The sequence below is a fragment of the Actinomyces bouchesdurhonensis genome (assembly GCF_900128465.1).
Classification (GTDB): domain Bacteria; phylum Actinomycetota; class Actinomycetes; order Actinomycetales; family Actinomycetaceae; genus Pauljensenia; species Pauljensenia bouchesdurhonensis.
The window spans coordinates 226,550-243,325 of sequence record NZ_LT635868.1 but is presented as its reverse complement, the minus strand read 5'-3'; the positions used below and the strand labels follow the sequence as shown (position 1 = coordinate 243,325).

The window sequence follows — 16,776 nt, the reverse complement described above, 5'->3', positions numbered from 1 at the left end:
ATCGAGTTCCTTGCATTCGTATGTATTTGGGATAATGCTCAGTCAGACTATGGCCGTTGTATCTAAATGTCAGCCACAGTCCACGATATAGACTGTTCTTTTGACCTCTTTTTGCCGAGGCAATGGCGGGTTTGTGGCTGAGTGAGGAGGCACGCTGGCCAAAGTCAGGCACTAGGAAGGCGGACTAGGGGATGAGGCCGAGGCCGTGGAATATCGCGGCTATACCGACGACGACGGGCAACGACGCAAAGGTTGTGACGAGGACGGTTCCCTGGGCGATGCGCTCCCCCGCCCTGGCGCGGGTGGCCGCGATGTAGGCGTTCTGCGCGGAGGGCAGGGCCGCCATGATGGCGACGGACATGAGGGCAGGGCCGGTGAGACCGAGCAGGATTCCGACGCCGCACGCGATCGCGGGTTGAACGACAAGTTTGCCGACGATGGCGCAGGCGGTCGCTGCAGCACCCGAGTCGCCGGAGGCTGATCGGCGGTCCACGAGCGAGGCACCGAAAGACAGGAGAATCATCGGGGGCGCGGCAGCTCCCAGCATGGACGTCGACACGTCCACGAGCGTGGGCATCGGCCACCCCACCGCGGAGAACAAGAAGCCGCACACCGCCGCGATGACCATGGGGTTGCGCGCGACAACACGGGCAATACCGGCAATCGATGGCCGCTGACACGACCCTACCAGGTCGGCCAGGACGAAGAACATCGGGGTGAAAAAACCCAACTGAAACACCAGGATGGGAACAACCGCGGAGGCGTCGTTCAGCACGTAGACGGCAATCGGGATGCCGATGTACGCGCCGTTATTGAGTGACGAGGCCATGGCCCCCAAGGCGATCTCCCCGCGCGTCAGGCGCAGGAAAAGCCGCGCGACCAGCGCGAAGATGAGCGCGGTCCCGACGCCCGACGCGGCGGCNCCGCCATGGCCCTTGTTTTCCTGGTGGATAACCCTCACGGAGGGGTAGCGAGCGGCCCATTCGTCGGCGATCTGGGCGGTGTTGTCCTTGGAACCATCATTGACGATAATCGTCTCGAGTTCGTCGCCGTATCCGACGAGTGTGGTCAGCGCCCGGTCGAGGTAGTCCTCGGAGTTGTAAGCGGGCACGATCACCGTTAGCAGCGGCGCGCTCATGGCGTCTCCTCTCGTGAAGTCTGCCAGTAGTCTACTGTGCGTCGCTGGCCTGCGCGTCCTCCTTCGAGGGGTCCTGCTTGAAAATCACCTTAAAGATGGGGAAGAACACCCAGAAGGAGATAGCTGCGTTGATGATCATCGTGACCACATCCGCAATGGTTTCACCACCCGACCCCATCGCCGAGATCGCCCAGGCGTAGATCGGGTCCTTGTAGAGAACCTGAAGGGCGGCAGCGGCAATCGTGATGACGACGTAGGCGACCGCGTACCAGAAGGCCGCCTTGCCCACCGACGAGTTGGATTTGAAAGTGACGTTGCGCTGGGCGAAAAAGTTGATGACCTGCGCGATCAGCAGGGTGATTTCGACCGCCAGGAAGTAAGCGAGTCCCCCGCCACCGCCGGTCGACAAGGCACCCGCTGGATAGTCAAAAAGGAAGACCGTGTGTCCGTGCGAGACGCCGACGGGTAGGAACTGGAAGGGCGTGTCGACGAGGCTCGTGTGCGCGAACGCCGCCTTGAAGGCCGGCATGAGGATCAGCTGCAGGACCGTGATGCCGTTGGACAGGACAAAAAAGACGATGAACTGGGCAACCGTCGTATGCTTGGTTTCAAAGTTTTTCCACCAGCGGGAAAGAGCCTGCATGAGTGTTCCTTTACGTCAGTTCGGAGTAACGAGGCTGGGGCCGCCTCATCGGGCCTGGTCGAGTTCACGCTGGGTCGCCTTGTTGGCCCGCGCGTTGGCGATGTAACGAATCACGGTACGTGTCACACCGCGCAAGAAGTGGCCGTTGATCACCTCGACGGCGGCATCGATCATGTCTGCGCTCACCGCTCCGTTGGTGAACTTGGCGATCGACCCCAGCGGCATGTTCAGCGCGAAGTGGACGTTGAGGTCGGGATCGCCCTTGGCATCTGCCTTGGCTTTGTCTGCGTGGAGTTTGCGGCCTGCCAGGCGCGCGAGCCAGCTCTTGGCGCGGATCAGCTCTGACATTGGGTCGGACGCGGTGATCTCATCCGTCGGGTGAGCGGTGGGGATGGTGCGGCCGAGGAGAACTGCGAACTCCCCGTTGGTGATGCCCGCGACGTCGGCGCTCAGATAGTGGCCGAGGGCCGGGTCGATTGGCGGGGGCGTGGTTCCTTCGACGTCGAGGGTGGCGCTCAGCGGTGTGTCCTCCACATTGGGCCCGACGTAGATTGTCCACGTCCCGGCCTCGGTCTCCCATGCGCCGCGCAAGGTCTCCCAGTGGCGGAAGGTGTAGCGATCGAAGGGGATGGTGACGCGCACCGACCCACCGGCGGGAACCTCCACCTTGGCGAAGCCCTTGAGCTCGCGGGAGGGGCCGAACACGCCGCCGGGAGCGCTCACGTAGAGCTGGACGACGTCAGCGCCGTCTCGCTCGGACGTATTGGTGACCGTCAGGGTCGCGCCCTCCTGGTCCACCTCGAGATCGGAGTATTCGAAGCGCGAGTAGGACAGTCCGTAGCCGAAGGGGAAGGCGACGTCGATGCCCGCGGTCGTGAAGTAGCGGTAGCCGACGAAGGGGCCTTCGCGGTAGTAGGACAGCGGGCCGGTTGCCGGGTACCAGGCGGCCGTCGGATGGTCTTCGTAGGACCGCGCGTAGGTTTCGGCCAGGCGCCCCGAGGGATTCACGGCGCCGGTGAGGACGTCGAGCATCGCGGCGGCCCCTCCCTGCCCGGTCAGGTAGCCGTTGACGAGCGCGGGTACCGAGTCAGCCCACGGCATTTCGACGCTGGCACCGCCGGTCAGGACAACGACGGTATGCGGATTGGCGGCCACGACGGCCTCGATGAGTCGATCCTGTCCCTCGGGCAGGCGCATGTGGGGCCGGTCCAGCCCCTCGGATTCAGCGAGCTCGTCAAGGCCCACGTAGAGGAGCGCAACGTCGGCACTCTTCGCGAGGTCCACAGCCTCGGCGATGAGAGCGTCGCTCGTTCCCCCGTGGCGCTCATAACCGCGGGCGTACCCTGCCGCAACGAGGCCTCGGGCATCCTCTCCCTGCGCCTCGAGCAGCTCACGCGGAGCCTCGACGCGCGTGGGGTTGACCTGGGAGGAACCCGATCCCTGGAAGCGCGGCGTGTCAGCGAGATCGCCGATGAGGGCGACACGCGTGCCGGCGCTCAGAGGCAGGAGATCGTCCTCGTTGCGCAGGAGCGTGATCGCCTCGGAGGCGATGCGCGTGGCCAGCTTGTGGTGCTCATCGACGTCGTAGGGCGTGGGAGCGGGCAGGCCGGCGCTCGCGGAGGCGACGTNCTTTGCATGGCACAAGCGCGAGGAGGACGTGGAATACCCTCTCATCGGCAAGCGCCTGACCGTCCATTGGACGGAGCTGGTGCTCGCCGGGCGCTGACGGCGTCCCTTAGTTGAAGCCGAGGACCGCCGCCGCGACCTTGTAGCCGCCGCGAACGACCTTCGACGACGCGTGGCGCACGAGGCCGGCGAGCAGGTCCTGGCGCAGTCGATCCGTTGCCTCGGGATTGATCTGGTCCATGGTCTCCCAGATCTGTTCCTTGAGGGCCAGGTGCTCGGGGGTGCCCGAGAGCTGAGCCATGACGGAGCAGACGACGGCGTTGATGCGCAGGTAGTGGACCATGTAGCGCCAGAGCTTGTCCTCGACGTCGGCGCGCGGGGGCAGCGCACGGGTCATCGCCTCGTTCACCCGCGCGAGCTGATCCAAGCGCGTGATCATGACCTTCTCGTTGACGGACTGGTCGTCGCGGCCGATGAAGTAGTGGTACAGGTCCACGTCCAGGTAGCGGATCGTGGAGATGTAGGGCAGCGGCACGAACGAGTAGAGATAGTCCACGTAGAACGTGTGCTCGGGCATGACCAGGCCGGAGGCACGAACGACCTCGGTGCGCATCGTCAGGGCGTGCATCATGAGGTACTGGTCGTAGCGGCAGCGGCGCAGGTCCACCCAGCCGAAGGTGCGCCCACGCGGCAGGACGTTGCGGTAGCGGATGACGGCCTTGTGAGCCTTGCCCTGCTTGTCGTACACGTAGTTGGTGACGAGCAGGTCCAGGTCGCGCCCGGCCTCGCGTTCCTCGCGCAGGACGTCGAGCACGGCGTTCGTCGCACGGCGGTCCAGCCAGTCATCGGAATCAACGACGCGCACGTGCGTACCGGTGGCGGCGGCGAGCCCGGNGTCGGAGACGACCATGCCGTCAAATCCCCACTCGTCGCGCAGGATTTCGGTGAGCAAGTGCCTATTCTCGTGGGCGTGGGTACCGTTCACGAGGTTGTAGGAGCTCATGATCACGCGCGGCCCCGCGTCCCGGCACACGATCTCAAAGCCAGTCAGGTAGATTTCGCGCATCGTACGCTCGTCCACGATCGAGTCCGACGCCATGCGACGCAGCTCCTGAGAGTTCACTGCGAAGTGCTTGGGGCAGGCGGCGGTTCCCGTCGACTGAATGCCATCGACGAGACCCGCAGCCATGCGTCCGGCAAGGATCGGGTCCTCGGAGAAGTACTCGAAGTTACGTCCACACAGGGGTGAACGCTTGATGTTCAGGCCCGGACCGAGCAGGACATCCACGCCGAGGCCGCGCGCCTCCAAGCCCAGCGCCTCGCCCATCTCGCGCGCCAGGTCCGGGTCCCAGGTCGCCGCGAGCGCGGAGGCCGTCGGGAAGCAGGTCGCCTTCTCGGACTCCGCGATGCCCAGGTGATCCGCATCACCGAGCTGGCGGCGCACGCCGTGGGGGCCATCGCTCATGACGAAGGAGGGGACGAGAGCTGCGGGGATCGCGCGCGAGTCCCAGGCGCTGGCACCCGACAGAAGGGCTGCCGCCTGCAGGAGGGTGAGGTCATTGGCGTCCGTCAGTGTGTGGTGTTCCATCGGCGTGAACTGCCTTTCGTGCTCGGCCCGATCTTGGTTCTTCTAGTGTGGCTTGCCGACGGAGACAATAATCGACTGTCGGCACGATTTGTCGTTTCGGGGCCGTATTTTGCGTCCCTGGTTGCGATCCGGCTGGGCTACCATGTCACTATGCGACACAATGACGAGGTCAATTACCAGCAAGACGAAGACGCCATTCCTCACGCTGTATTCGTCGACGTGGATGGCACGCTGTGCGACTCTCGTCAGCGTGTACCCGATTCTGCCGCATCAGCACTCGCCCAGGCGCGCGAGAACGGTCACCGTCTCTTCATCTGCACGGGACGGTCAGTTCCGGAGGTCTACCCGCGCTTCATCGACCTGGGCTTCGAAGGCATCGTGGGCGGTGCTGGGGGATACGTAGCCGTGGGCGAAACCGTCCTGCTTGACGAGCGCATGCCCACCGAGCACGTCCGAGTCCTCACCGCCCTGTGGGAGGACCTCGATGCCTTCTATGTATGGCAGGGTCCCGACCAGATGGGGCCCTCCGAGGGGTACCTCGACTTTTTCGTGCCGCGGGCAGGCATCTCACCGGAGGACTGGATCGAGTACGCTACGTCGATCACGCCTTTCATCGTCGACATTGAGAGCGGGTCTTTCACCAAGGTAACGGCCTACGTTCCCCCGGAAAATGCCTCCGTGGAACGGGTGAACGCGGCACTGCCACCCGGCTACCGGGCGATTATCGGATCCGTGGGTGCTGCCGGTTACGTCCCCTTCGAAGTCCTCCCCACCCACCTCTCCAAAGCAGTAGGAATCGAAGCTGTCTGCGAGCACATCGGCATCCCCCTGTCGCGCTCCGTGGCCATCGGAGACTCCAATAACGACGTCGAGGCCGTGGCTCGTGCCGCGGTTGGTATCAGTATCGGCAACGGGTGTGAGGCCCTCGTCAACGTCGCAGACATCGTCGCTCCTGTGGTCGCCGACGACGGCCTCGCCTGGGCTTTAGCCGCCGCCGGACTCATCAACGAGGCCTCGAACCCTGCCTAGGCCTCGGCGATGACGCATGACCTCCACCCTGCGAACCTGGCTCAGTCACCCCCTCACGCGTAACTCAGCCTTCATGCACTTGTGGGGCGGCCAAACCGCCGCACAAGTGGGCTTCCAGGTGGGTACGCTCGCCACGTCGGCGATCGCGATCACGGTTCTGCACGCGAGCGAGACGCAGATCGGAGTACTTTCCGCGCTGCAAACGCTCGCATTCCTCCTCGTCGGGCTACCGGCGGGCGCGTGGGTGGACGGGTGGCGCAAGCGCCAAGTCATGATCGTAGCCAACCTCGCGCGCATTGGCGCCTTAGTGTCGATTCCCCTCGCCTACGTCTGTTGCTCCCTGACCCTGGCCCACCTGATGGTAGTCACGGCTACTCTAGGTTTGTCCACCGTTTTCTTCGATGTCGCCTATCAGTCTTACGTGCCACTCATCGCCTCTAAGCAATACATCGGAGCAGCAAACGGTCGCCTTGAAGCCTCCTACCAGGTGGGCCGTGCAGGAGGACCAGGCCTGGGTGGGTGGCTGCTCGGCGTGGTCGCTCCTCCCCTGGTCTACCTGGCCACCGCCGCCACCTACGTCACCTCTACGTGGGCCATCTGGCATATCTCGACTCAGGAGCCTGTCCCCAAACCCACTGGTGCCACGCTCATCGCGCAGATTCGCGAGGGACTGGCGTTCGTGCGCGGCCAGCGTCTGCTTTTTCCCCTCTTTTCTTGCATCGCTATCGCCGCCTTCGCCAGCGCAGGCATCCAGGTCCTGCTCCCACTCCTGGTCCTGAGAACCCTTTGCATGAGCGCCACACAGCTCGGTCTCTTACTGAGTGCCGGCGCCGTCGGTGGAATCCTCGGAGCACTCACTCGCCCCGCGTGGATTGCCCACCTAGGCATTGGACGATGCATCGTGATCACCAACATCGCCGGGGTCGCTATCCTGGCTGTCCAGCCAGCCGCCGTTCACGTGCCTGACTGGGCCTCATGGATCATCGCGGCCTCGGGTATCGTCTCCTCCTACTTTCTCACCATCTACAACATCACCCAGATGAGCCTGCGCCAAGAGATCTGCCCACCCGACATGCTCGGGCGCATGAACGCGATCTTTCGATTCGCGGTCTGGGGTGTCATGCCGCTAGGTTCCCTGGCCTCCGGTGTCGTTGCGTCCTGGATAGGGGTCGAAGCCGCTATGACTTCCTTTATCGCCCTGGCGATCGCGGCTGGAGTCGCCATGTGTTTCACTCCAGCTGCACGCATTCGAGGCGCCAGCGCAGATCCGGTGGTCTCATAATGTGATGCGCGTCGAGGCTTGTTTGGTGCCACCACCGCATGCTCCGCGATACCATATATGTGAGACAAGCCGCATACGCCAAAGGAGGACACTATGAGCACCGCAACGACCATTGTCGAGGCCCTGGGCGGCTGGAAGAATATCTCCAACCTCGAAGCGTGCATCACTCGTATTCGCCTGGACGCGGCGAACACCGACCTCATCGACGAGGCCGCGCTGCGTGCCGCGGGAGCCTTCGACGTTGTGATCGTCGGTGATGCAGTGCAGGTCGTCATGGGACCCGATTCCGAAGACCTCGTTGATGAGATGCTCGCGAGCCGGTGACGCTTAGCGTTCGTGCGCCCTTCGCAGCACGTATCGTACCTCTGAGTGAGGTACCCGACCCTGTGTTTGCGAGCGGCGTCGTCGGGGGCGGCTGTGCGCTCGTTCCACAGGCCGGGACAGGATGCCTAACAGTGCGCTCCCCCATCGACGGCGTCGTCACCAAGCTCAAGCCACACGCCGTCATCGTTACCTCCACGAGAGGCATGTCGATCCTCATCCACCTCGGGATCGACACAGTGAGTCTGCACGGCAAAGGGTTTGCCGCCCTCGTCGATGAGGGGGAGATCGTGCCGGTAGGTCACCCGCTCATTCACTGGGACCTCGCACCCGCGCGCGAAGCATCGCTGTCTCCCCACGTACCCGTCATCGTTGTCAGTGTACCCAGCCCAACGATTGCCAGTCGGGCGACTCCCGGCGACTGCGCTGCGCTCGACCTGCTGTTCACGGCCTCGACTTCCGGTGAGTAGCTCCTCCGTCGGCGATGGGATGAGATCAATCGGGTTATATGACAAAACGTGTTGGTTTTGTTCCGATTTTTCGGTGTGCTGGTGAGCTATCGGCCAGGTCAGCCGCATTAGTTCCGGGGCGATGCAGCGTGGTGTGTTCGTGGCGTGGCTGGTGAGGCGTCGGCGTCAGGCGGATGTGCCTGGGGGCGCTCGCCTTCGGGCACTGAGGGCCGTTGTGTCGGCTGGGCACGTCGGTGTGTCCCGCCATTGATACCGTCGCGAGTCGTCGCGTGCGATCGCGTCTGTTGGGGTCTGGTGGTTCGCTGGGCAGCGAGGCGGACGCCGTCATCGTTGGCGGCATCCAGTGGGCGGAACCCCGACACGTCGGCGGTGCCCCCGGCAGTGCCGCGAGGCTCCCTGTTGGGCGGGCTCTCTTGATTGGGCAGGCGATTGTCGTGGGGTTTGTGCGGCGCGAATCTCAATCGTTAGTATTGCGATGTTTGTGGGCGCGGTCGAGCGTTTACTGGCTCTTCGCATTTTGGGGTGTGGGGGGTGGTGTTGGCATAGGGTCGGGGGCTGCCCGATGATTGAGGTTGCGACACTTCAAACGCTGGGAGGCCCCGACATATCTAATGCTACCTTTTCCGCTGTGGATATGACGGCCTATTGCGGGTTGGAGGAGCTGGGCTTGATGGCTGTGGGTATGCGCTGCCAGGAGGGCGGGTTCGCCCTGAAGTGCCGTGCGGCTAATCCGGCTCTTCAGAGTTGAGTGGGGCGCCCGGGGTATTCGCTGGGGTCGCGTACCCGGCGCTTAGCGCACGAACCGCGGGGGCATCAGCCCATGACGCCGGTGGTGTATGTGGGACGGTACCGCTGTCGCGTGTGTTCTCGTTCCTGGTGTGATGACATCAGCCAGGCGGCTCCCCCACGCGCCAAGCTCTCCTTTGGGGCCTTGCGCTGGGGGCTTGTGTGCTTGATCGCTGACAATATGTCCATGAACCGGATCGCCGCTCACCTGGCGGTAGCCTGGCATACTGCCAACGAGGCGATACTGGCCTATGGCGACGAACTCCTGCTCGCGGATTCAACTCGCTTTGAAGACGTGCGCGTCATTGGGGTTGATGAGCACGTGTGGCGTCATCGGGGTGGGGACAAGTACGCCACGGTGAGAGCCTGTCAATTTTTCTGTGTATGGGGGTTAGAGGTAGGGGGTGATTCGGTCGGGGTAGGCGGTGGTGAGTTGGGCGAGGGCTTGTTTCCAGTTGGTGGTGGTGTGTCCTTGGATGAGGCGGGTGTGTCCTGTTCGTTTGTTGGCAGGTTTGCCAGCGTCTGTGAGGCGCTGGGCGGCTCGTTTGTCTTCGATGTCGCAGATGGCGAGCCACAAGAGTTTGACGGCGGCTTCTTCGCTGGGGAAATGCCCGCGGTTCTTGGTGATTTTACGCAGCTGGTAGTTCAAGGACTCGATAGCGTTGGTGGTGTACACGACGCGGCGCAGCATGGGAGGGAACGCCAAGAACGGCGTGAAGCGCTGCCAGGCGCGCTGCCAGGTCGCAACCGTTTGGGGGTAGCGCGCTCCCAGGTCACTGGCCGCGAAGTCCTCCAGCGCCCCTCGAGCGGTTTCCTCGTTGGGCGCACTGTACACCCGCTTCAAAGCCGCGGCGACGCTCTTACGGTCCTTGTAGGACACGAAACGCATGGACGCGCGGATTAAGTGAACCACGCAGGTTTGGACCATGGACTGGGGCCAGGTCGCTTCGATGGCTTCGGGCAGGCCAGCCAACCCGTCGCAGCACACGATCAGGACATCGCGTAGGCCTCGGTTGGCCAGCTCGGCGCACACGTGGGCCCAAAAAGCCCCTCCTTCATCGGCTTGGACCCAGATGCCCAGCACATGCTTGACGCCCTCCATGTCCACTCCTACCGCCAGGTGAGCGGCCCGGTTCTCCACCCTGTGATCGCATCGGACTTTGATGCGGATCGCGTCCAGGTAGATCACCGGGTAGAACGCTTCTAAGGGGCGGTGCTGCCACTCCAAGACGGCCTCGCACACCGCGTCAGTGATCGTGGAAATCGTCCCAGCGCTGACCTCCACGCCCAAGGTGGAGGCCAGGTGATGACGAATATCGCGCACCGTCATCCCCCCGGCATACAAGCTGATAATCATCGAATCCAAACCATCGAGGCGCCGCTGTCCTTTACGCACCAGGCGCGGGGTGAACGAGCCCGCCCGGTCCCGGGGAACCTCAATCTCGAAGGCACCCACCTCCGATATCACGGTCTTCTTCGTCGTGCCGTTCCTCGTGTTCGAGCGCGCCTGCGCGCTGGTCTGGCCCTTCTCATACCCCAAATGCTCGGAAAGCTCCGCAGCCAGGCCGCGCTCCAAGGCCTCCTTGAGCAACGCCGGCAACAAGCCCTGGCTGCCCGTCATCTCGACCTCGCCAGCATCAAGACGCTCAAACAACGCATCCAACGCCCCCGAGCGACGCAGCTCCTCCACCGTCTCACGCCCACTAGCGCCAGCCACAACAACATCATCATCATTCATCATGCATCAATCCTTTCAAACAAGAAGACGGATACACAGACAATTGAACACGCCCCACGGTGATCGTGGACTTGACCCCTGTACGCGACCATACTGGCCCGGCCCGCCTCCTGGACGTGGCGCAAGGCCGCTCCAAACGCGTCTTGTCTTCCTGGCTGGCCGCGCGCCCCCAAGAATGGAAGGACAACATCGAGATCGTGGCGATGGATGGGTTCAGCGGCTATAAAAGCGCAGCAGTCAGCCAGCTTCCAGGGGCGGTGGCGGTGATGGATCCCTTCCATGTTGTTCATATCGCTATCGACGCCCTAGAGCAGTGCCGCCAGCGCGTCCAGCAAGAAACCCTGGGGCATCGCGGCCGCAAGGGTGACCCCTTGTACGCGGCGCGTAAAACGCTCCTGACCGGCACTGACATCCTCACCGACACATCCCAGGCGCGCTTGGATGCCTTATTCGCCTGCCCCAACCACGCTGACGTGCACACCACCTGGAGAATCTACCAGGACCTCCTAGCAGCCTACCGTGATCGTGACCCCAGGCGCGGCAAAAACACCCTCCGCCAGCTCATCACGACGATCACCCGCCCGGACTTGCCACACACATGCATCGAACTAGCCCGCATGGGCAGAACCCTCAAACGCAGAGCCAGGGACATCCTGGCCTACTTCGACCACCCCCACACCACAGGCGGCCCCACCGAAGCCATCAACGGACGCCTCGAACACCTCCGCGGCATCGCCCAAGGATTCATCAACCACCGAAACTACCGCCTACGCTGCCTCCTCCACTCCGGCGGATTCCAACACCTCCTACACCCTTAAATGCGAAGAGCCTGTTAACCCGACAACTGGCACCCTCAACCCCTCAATGCGCACGTTAACCCCTTAAGTGGAGCGTGGGCAGGTGTGCCCATACTCCACTAGTAGGGTCCAGCTGCGCACTGAAGGGTTGACACAGCCACCCATGGGGCCAGGCCGCCACAGGCCAAGCACGCACCAGCCCCACGAAGCCCCACACATCCACAGATCCGAGGCGCTCACACCAGTCACGAGCCAACTGCGACGCGAATCGCTCGGACCTGAGCGGCACTACAACACTCTCTCACGTAACACGAAGCAGCAGGTGACACGTGCCGATTTCACGTTCGACCTCGCGCCGATCGTGCCACACGGCAAGTGACAGGCAGCACCAAGACCACACCGAAGGGAGCGAGAAGCACCGATTCCACCATATTGCTTATTACCGATGAGGTGTTACACCCAATCAGATGGAACCCTCCCAATAGAGCCAACACCCACCGACCCCGCCATGTTCGAGGACTACCCCGATCAGATGGAATCATCCTGATGGGGCCGACCCCCATCGGCGGCATGCCCGCGCAAGCACCCTAACGGACGACAGAAACACACGCCGCAGCCAGCACCCATCGGCGGCGCGAGAACGCCAGCGCCACCGACGCCTCCCTCGACGATGCCGGGGACCGAATCCCGACCAATACACTTTGTCCTATAACCCGATCAATCAACCTTCTGCTAGACCAGTACGAAGAACAGCTCATCCGCCCGCGATGGGATGAGATAACGCCTCACGGATGGAATGGCCCCGTACGCCCAACAGGGCGTACGGGGCCACGCATGCTGGTCCGTTTCTAGTTCACCGATCCGGTCAGCAGAGCGAAAAGCGACGTCAAGCGCTCGTTGCTGGGCAGATCATCGATGAAAACCTCTTCGCCATCAGAGTCGCACAGCGGCACACGCCAGTTCGGGTATTGATCCGCGCCCGTGCCCGGCATATTCTGCGGCCGGACGTCTCCCACCGCATCGACGAGAGAAGCAACGACGAGCTTGGACGGAACCTTGGCGACGTAACGGTACAGGCCCTCGACGATCTCGCGCTCGCTTGGCTCCGATCCGTCGATGCACCCGTACTCGTGCAGGCGCTCCACAATCTGCTCAAGCTCTAGTCGATCGCTTGCACGCACGATCTCGATGTCATCCGTCAGCAAGCCCAGCTCGCTACGCAGCGTCGTCTGGATGCCTCGGATGTATCCAAGAGTCGGCGGCAAATCGTGGATGTTGACTGCAGCGAGCGCGCGATCACGGTAGTGCTCGGGGCGCAGCGGCCATCCGCCGCCGTCCTTCTCAAACCACACGACCGACGTTCCCAACACGCCGCGGTCGCGCAGGTAGTCACGCACCCACGGCTCGACGACACCGAGGTCCTCGCCAATGACGACAGCGCCTGCACGCTGTGCCTCCAGCAGGATGACGCCCATCATGGCCTCGTGGTCGTAGTACACGTACGTCCCCTCGGTGGCCGCGCAACCCTCCGGGATCCACCACAGGCGGAACATACCCAAGATGTGGTCGATGCGGACGGCACCGGCGTTAGCCAGCGCAGCGCGCACCATGTCACGCAGCGGCGTGTAGCCCGTCTCTGCGAGGGAACGCGGCGACCACGGCGGCTGTGACCAGTTTTGACCCTGCTGAGAGTAAACATCCGGCGGCGCACCCACACTCATGCCCGTCGCGAAAAGCTCGGGACGACTCCATTTTTCAGAGCCGAAGCCATGCACGCCCACGGCCAAGTCAGCCATGATACCGATTTCCATGCCGACCTCGTGGGCGACTTCTTGGGCGTGAGCTAGTTGCTCGGAGGCGATCCACTGGCACCACTCGAAGAAGTTCACACGGTCCGCCAGCTCGAGGCGCTCGAGCTCGACGCGCGGCGAGGACGAACGCTCAAGATCCTCGGGCAGCTTGATGGCACCTTCTCGTTCAACGAGGGCACACCACAGCGCGTAGTTGGACAGCTCCGAACCACCGTTTTCAACGAAGTGGTCGAACTGGGACTGGCGGTGATAGGAGCGCGGCGCGGTGAAAATGATGTCGAGAGCCTTACGCTTGGCTTCCCACGCACGATCACGGTCGATGAGGTCTTCACGGATGGCGAATTGACGGGTCTCATCACGCAGCTGCTCGATAGCGTCACGCGATGCCTGAGGCAGCGACGCATACTCCTCAATAGACTCGGGACGAATATAGATTGGGTTGACCCAGCGTCGGGACACCGGCAGGTAGGGCGAATCCTCCAGCGGAGAAACAGGCTGCGAAGCATGCACCGGGTTGATCAGGAGAAATTGAGCCCCCTTGTCTGCGCAGACGGCAGCCAGATCAGCCAAGTCGGTCGCATCGCCGATTCCCCAGGAGCAAGCTGAGCGCGTCGAATAGAGCTGTGCATTGACGCCCCACACGCGCCGCGATGACTCCAGGAGCGGCAGAGACAGAGAGTTCGGCACAATGATGAGTGTCGCAGATTCAACGTGGCCGCCCTCAACGGTGGCCACGAGCCGATGCCAGCCCAGCGGCAGCCAGTGAGGCACGTCGAAGGTTGCGCGGCCCACGAGCTGCCCATCAATCATGCGCGGCGGCACATAGCGATCGAGTTGCTCACACTGCCCTTTGCGTCCGTCCTCGAGAACCCACTGCACATTGACCCACGAGCCATCGGGCACGTGCACCCGGAACTCGTAGCCACCTCCCTGGCGAGCCACAATGGTCGGCGGGAGAGTACGGCGCCACTCGCGTTCATCGGTCAGGCGCATTGCGTTCTCAACGTCTCCGACTGTCGAAGACTCATCCAGGGGGAGTCCAAGTGCTCCGAGGACTTTCAGGAGGGTTGGCGCACCGACACCTATCCAATTCCCGTACCAATCCCAGAAACCGGTCGCGACACCGTTGACATCGGCGACATGTCGCAGCAGATCAATATTGTCAGATGCGGGGGAATGGGTATCCACGGAACAAAGCTCTCTACGTTGTGGGCTGAGGACACAAACAATTTTATGCGTGTGCCCGCTGTGACAAAGAATCCAAGGGGGTGTCATGGGCCACGCTCTTGATGGAGGCGATCATTGCGCTCGCAATATCGTCGGAGGAAGCCCCGCAAACAATCTGAACAACATCGCCCGAACGAACGACGGCCAACACACCATCGACACGCAGCGCGGCTTCATCAACTGCCCGCTGAGTCTTCACCTGAACACGGATACGCATCGTGCAGGGTTCGATCTCAACGATGTTGAGGTATCCTCCCAGCGCGTCGATGAGCGCTTGTTCAATCGCCATCGGAGCCCCTTTCACGCCATCGGCTTTTTGCGATTCGTATCACATAGTAGATGTGACCTGCACAAAAGGCAAGTGGGGTCCGCAACATGAACATCCACACTGTCAAGCCGCTCAATAAATAATTAACCCAACGGTCCCAACGATCAAATACACTCACAAATTATACTGTCAAGTTACGTGACATCTCAATGTGAACCTTCGACTCTCACCAAAAACGCAGCCCCCGAGGCATCAACACCCCGGACATACGCTCAAGCGGGGGAAGGCCCACAGACCCTCCCCCGCTTGAGCGATGAACATCAATCGCGCGTCAGCTTACGATGCGTGACACGGTGCGGGCTGGCAGCAGCCTCACCCAGGCGTTCCACCTTGTTCTTCTCGTACGCCTCGAAGTTACCTTCGAACCAGTACCATTTGTCAGGCTGTTCCTCAGTCCCCTCCCAGGCGAGAATGTGAGTGGCGACGCGGTCAAGGAACCAACGATCGTGGGTGACAACGACGGCGCAGCCCGGGAACGCAAGTAGAGCATTCTCCAAAGAACCCAGAGTTTCAACATCAAGGTCATTGGTGGGCTCATCAAGCAGCAGTAGGTTTCCACCCTGCTTGAGGGTCAGCGCCAGATTCAGGCGATTACGCTCACCGCCGGAGAGGACACCAGCCGGCTTCTGCTGATCTGGACCCTTGAAACCAAATGCCGACACATACGCACGAGAGGGCATCTCAACATTGCCAACCTGAATAAAGTCGAGTCCGTCGGAAACGACCTGCCAGAGGGTCTTGTCCGGATCAATGCCGGCACGAGTCTGGTCGACATAGCTAATCTTCACAGTTTCGCCGATGGTCAGCTCACCGCCATCGAGAGGTTCAAGACCAACGATGGTCTTGAACAACGTGGTCTTACCAACGCCGTTAGGGCCGATAACACCAACGATACCGTTGCGCGGCAAGGAGAACGACAGGCCGGAGATGAGCGAGCGATCACCAAAGCCCTTCTGAAGATCCTTGGCCTCGATGACCACGTTACCCAGGCGCGGACCCGGCGGGATCTGGATTTCTTCGAAGTCGAGCTTGCGGGTACGTTCGGCCTCGGCGGCCATCTCCTCGTAGCGGGCCAAGCGCGCCTTGGACTTGGCCTGACGTCCCTTGGCGTTCGAGCGAACCCACTCGAGCTCTTCCTTCAGGCGCTTGGCCAGCTTGGCATCCTTCTGCCCCTGAACCTGCAGACGCTTCTCCTTGGTCTCCAGGTAGGTCGAATAGTTGCCCTCATAGGGGTAGAGGTGGCCACGGTCAACCTCAGCGATCCAGCCGGCGACGTGGTCAAGGAAGTAGCGGTCGTGGGTGACGGCGATAACTGCCCCCGGATAGGAGGCCAGATGCTTTTCGAGCCAGAGAACGGATTCAGCATCCAGGTGGTTCGTCGGCTCATCGAGCAGCAGCAGGTCGGGCGCTTCAATGAGGAGCTTACACAGGGCGACACGGCGACGCTCACCACCGGAAAGCACGGAGACCGGCTGATCCGGCGGCGGGCAGCGCAGCGCATCCATCGCCTGCTCGAGCTGCGAGTCAATATCCCATGCGTTGGCGGCATCGATCTCAGTCTGCAACTTGCCCATCTCATCCATGAGGGCATCGAAGTCAGCGTCAGGGTTGGCCATCTCTTCAGAAATCTCATTGAAGCGGGCGAGCTTGCCTAAAATACCGGCGGCACCCAGGCGCACGTTGTCGATGACCGTCTTCGTTTCATCCAGGATGGGTTCCTGCATGAGGATTCCAACCGAGTAGCCGGGAGTCAGACGAGCCTCGCCATTACTGGGCTCGTCCAGACCGGCCATGATCTTCAGGATCGAGGACTTACCGGCGCCGTTGGGACCAACCATACCGATCTTGGCGCCCGGATAGAAAGCCATGGTGACATCGTCAAGGATGACCTTGTCACCGATGGCCTTGCGGGCCTTGATCATCTGATAAATAAACTCCGCCACGTTACTCCGTTCGGGTGGTTGGGGACGCGCTCACGCGCGCGGGATCTCC

At 62.2% G+C, this 16,776-nt stretch carries 11 protein-coding genes and 2 pseudogenes; 5 read left to right on the top strand and 8 right to left on the bottom strand.

Features of this window, described 5'->3' with window-relative positions; genetic code table 11:
• Nucleotides 1–184 precede the first annotated feature (184 nt).
• The 4 genes from BQ7477_RS05915 to BQ7477_RS12405 form a co-directional block, all read right to left on the bottom strand.
• Nucleotides 185–1,138 (bottom strand): AEC family transporter, encoded by a 954-nt coding sequence (locus BQ7477_RS05915; RefSeq protein ID WP_073983170.1) that lies wholly within the window; start codon nt 1,136–1,138, stop codon nt 185–187.
• Nucleotides 1,139–1,169: 31 nt separating this feature from the next.
• Entirely contained in the window at nt 1,170–1,781 is a 612-nt protein-coding gene (locus BQ7477_RS05910) for a hypothetical protein (RefSeq protein ID WP_073983169.1), read from the bottom strand.
• Between the two features lie 45 nt (nt 1,782–1,826).
• Nucleotides 1,827–3,455, bottom strand: coding sequence for a glycoside hydrolase family 3 C-terminal domain-containing protein (locus tag BQ7477_RS05905; RefSeq protein WP_234968710.1), 1,629 nt, complete (start codon nt 3,453–3,455; stop codon nt 1,827–1,829).
• A 61-nt stretch (nt 3,456–3,516) separates the two neighbouring features.
• A complete protein-coding gene (locus BQ7477_RS12405) occupies nt 3,517–4,872 on the bottom strand; it encodes a glycoside hydrolase family 3 N-terminal domain-containing protein (RefSeq protein WP_338072953.1) in 1,356 nt (451 codons plus the stop codon).
• A 273-nt stretch (nt 4,873–5,145) separates the two neighbouring features.
• On the opposite strand from BQ7477_RS12405, the gene BQ7477_RS05895 reads away from it, so the two are divergent.
• The 4 genes and pseudogenes from BQ7477_RS05895 (at nt 5,146) to BQ7477_RS05880 (ending at nt 8,097) form a co-directional block, all read left to right on the top strand.
• Nucleotides 5,146–6,024: an HAD hydrolase family protein gene (locus BQ7477_RS05895; protein ID WP_073983539.1), complete on the top strand. Its 879-nt coding sequence runs from the start codon at nt 5,146–5,148 to the stop codon at nt 6,022–6,024.
• Nucleotides 6,025–6,040: 16 nt separating this feature from the next.
• The gene (locus BQ7477_RS05890; RefSeq protein WP_200783480.1) at nt 6,041–7,306 is read left to right on the top strand and encodes an MFS transporter; all 1,266 of its coding nucleotides are present in this window, start codon (nt 6,041–6,043) and stop codon (nt 7,304–7,306) included.
• A 90-nt stretch (nt 7,307–7,396) separates the two neighbouring features.
• Nucleotides 7,397–7,630 (top strand): annotated as a pseudogene (locus BQ7477_RS05885) (PTS sugar transporter subunit IIB); the annotation flags it as partial.
• Nucleotides 7,627–8,097, top strand: coding sequence for a PTS sugar transporter subunit IIA (locus BQ7477_RS05880; protein ID WP_073983167.1), 471 nt, complete (start codon nt 7,627–7,629; stop codon nt 8,095–8,097). The pseudogene BQ7477_RS05885 and the gene BQ7477_RS05880, both read left to right, overlap by 4 nt.
• Nucleotides 8,098–9,274: 1,177 nt before the next feature.
• Here BQ7477_RS05880 and BQ7477_RS05870 read toward each other — a convergent pair.
• Entirely contained in the window at nt 9,275–10,624 is a 1,350-nt protein-coding gene (locus tag BQ7477_RS05870) for an IS256 family transposase (RefSeq protein ID WP_073983165.1), read from the bottom strand.
• Nucleotides 10,625–10,677: 53 nt separating this feature from the next.
• Here BQ7477_RS05870 and BQ7477_RS05865 point away from each other — a divergent pair.
• Nucleotides 10,678–11,439 (top strand): annotated as a pseudogene (locus tag BQ7477_RS05865) (ISL3 family transposase); the annotation flags it as partial.
• Nucleotides 11,440–12,266: 827 nt separating this feature from the next.
• On the opposite strand, the gene malQ reads toward BQ7477_RS05865, so the two are convergent.
• The 3 genes from malQ to ettA form a co-directional block, all read right to left on the bottom strand.
• Nucleotides 12,267–14,417, bottom strand: coding sequence for a 4-alpha-glucanotransferase (malQ, locus tag BQ7477_RS05860; protein ID WP_073983163.1), 2,151 nt, complete (start codon nt 14,415–14,417; stop codon nt 12,267–12,269).
• Nucleotides 14,418–14,460: 43 nt separating this feature from the next.
• A complete protein-coding gene (locus BQ7477_RS05855; protein WP_073983162.1) occupies nt 14,461–14,745 on the bottom strand; it encodes a PTS sugar transporter subunit IIB in 285 nt (94 codons plus the stop codon).
• Between the two features lie 299 nt (nt 14,746–15,044).
• Nucleotides 15,045–16,727, bottom strand: coding sequence for an energy-dependent translational throttle protein EttA (gene ettA / locus BQ7477_RS05850; protein WP_073983161.1), 1,683 nt, complete (start codon nt 16,725–16,727; stop codon nt 15,045–15,047).
• Between the last annotated feature and the right edge of the window lie 49 nt (nt 16,728–16,776).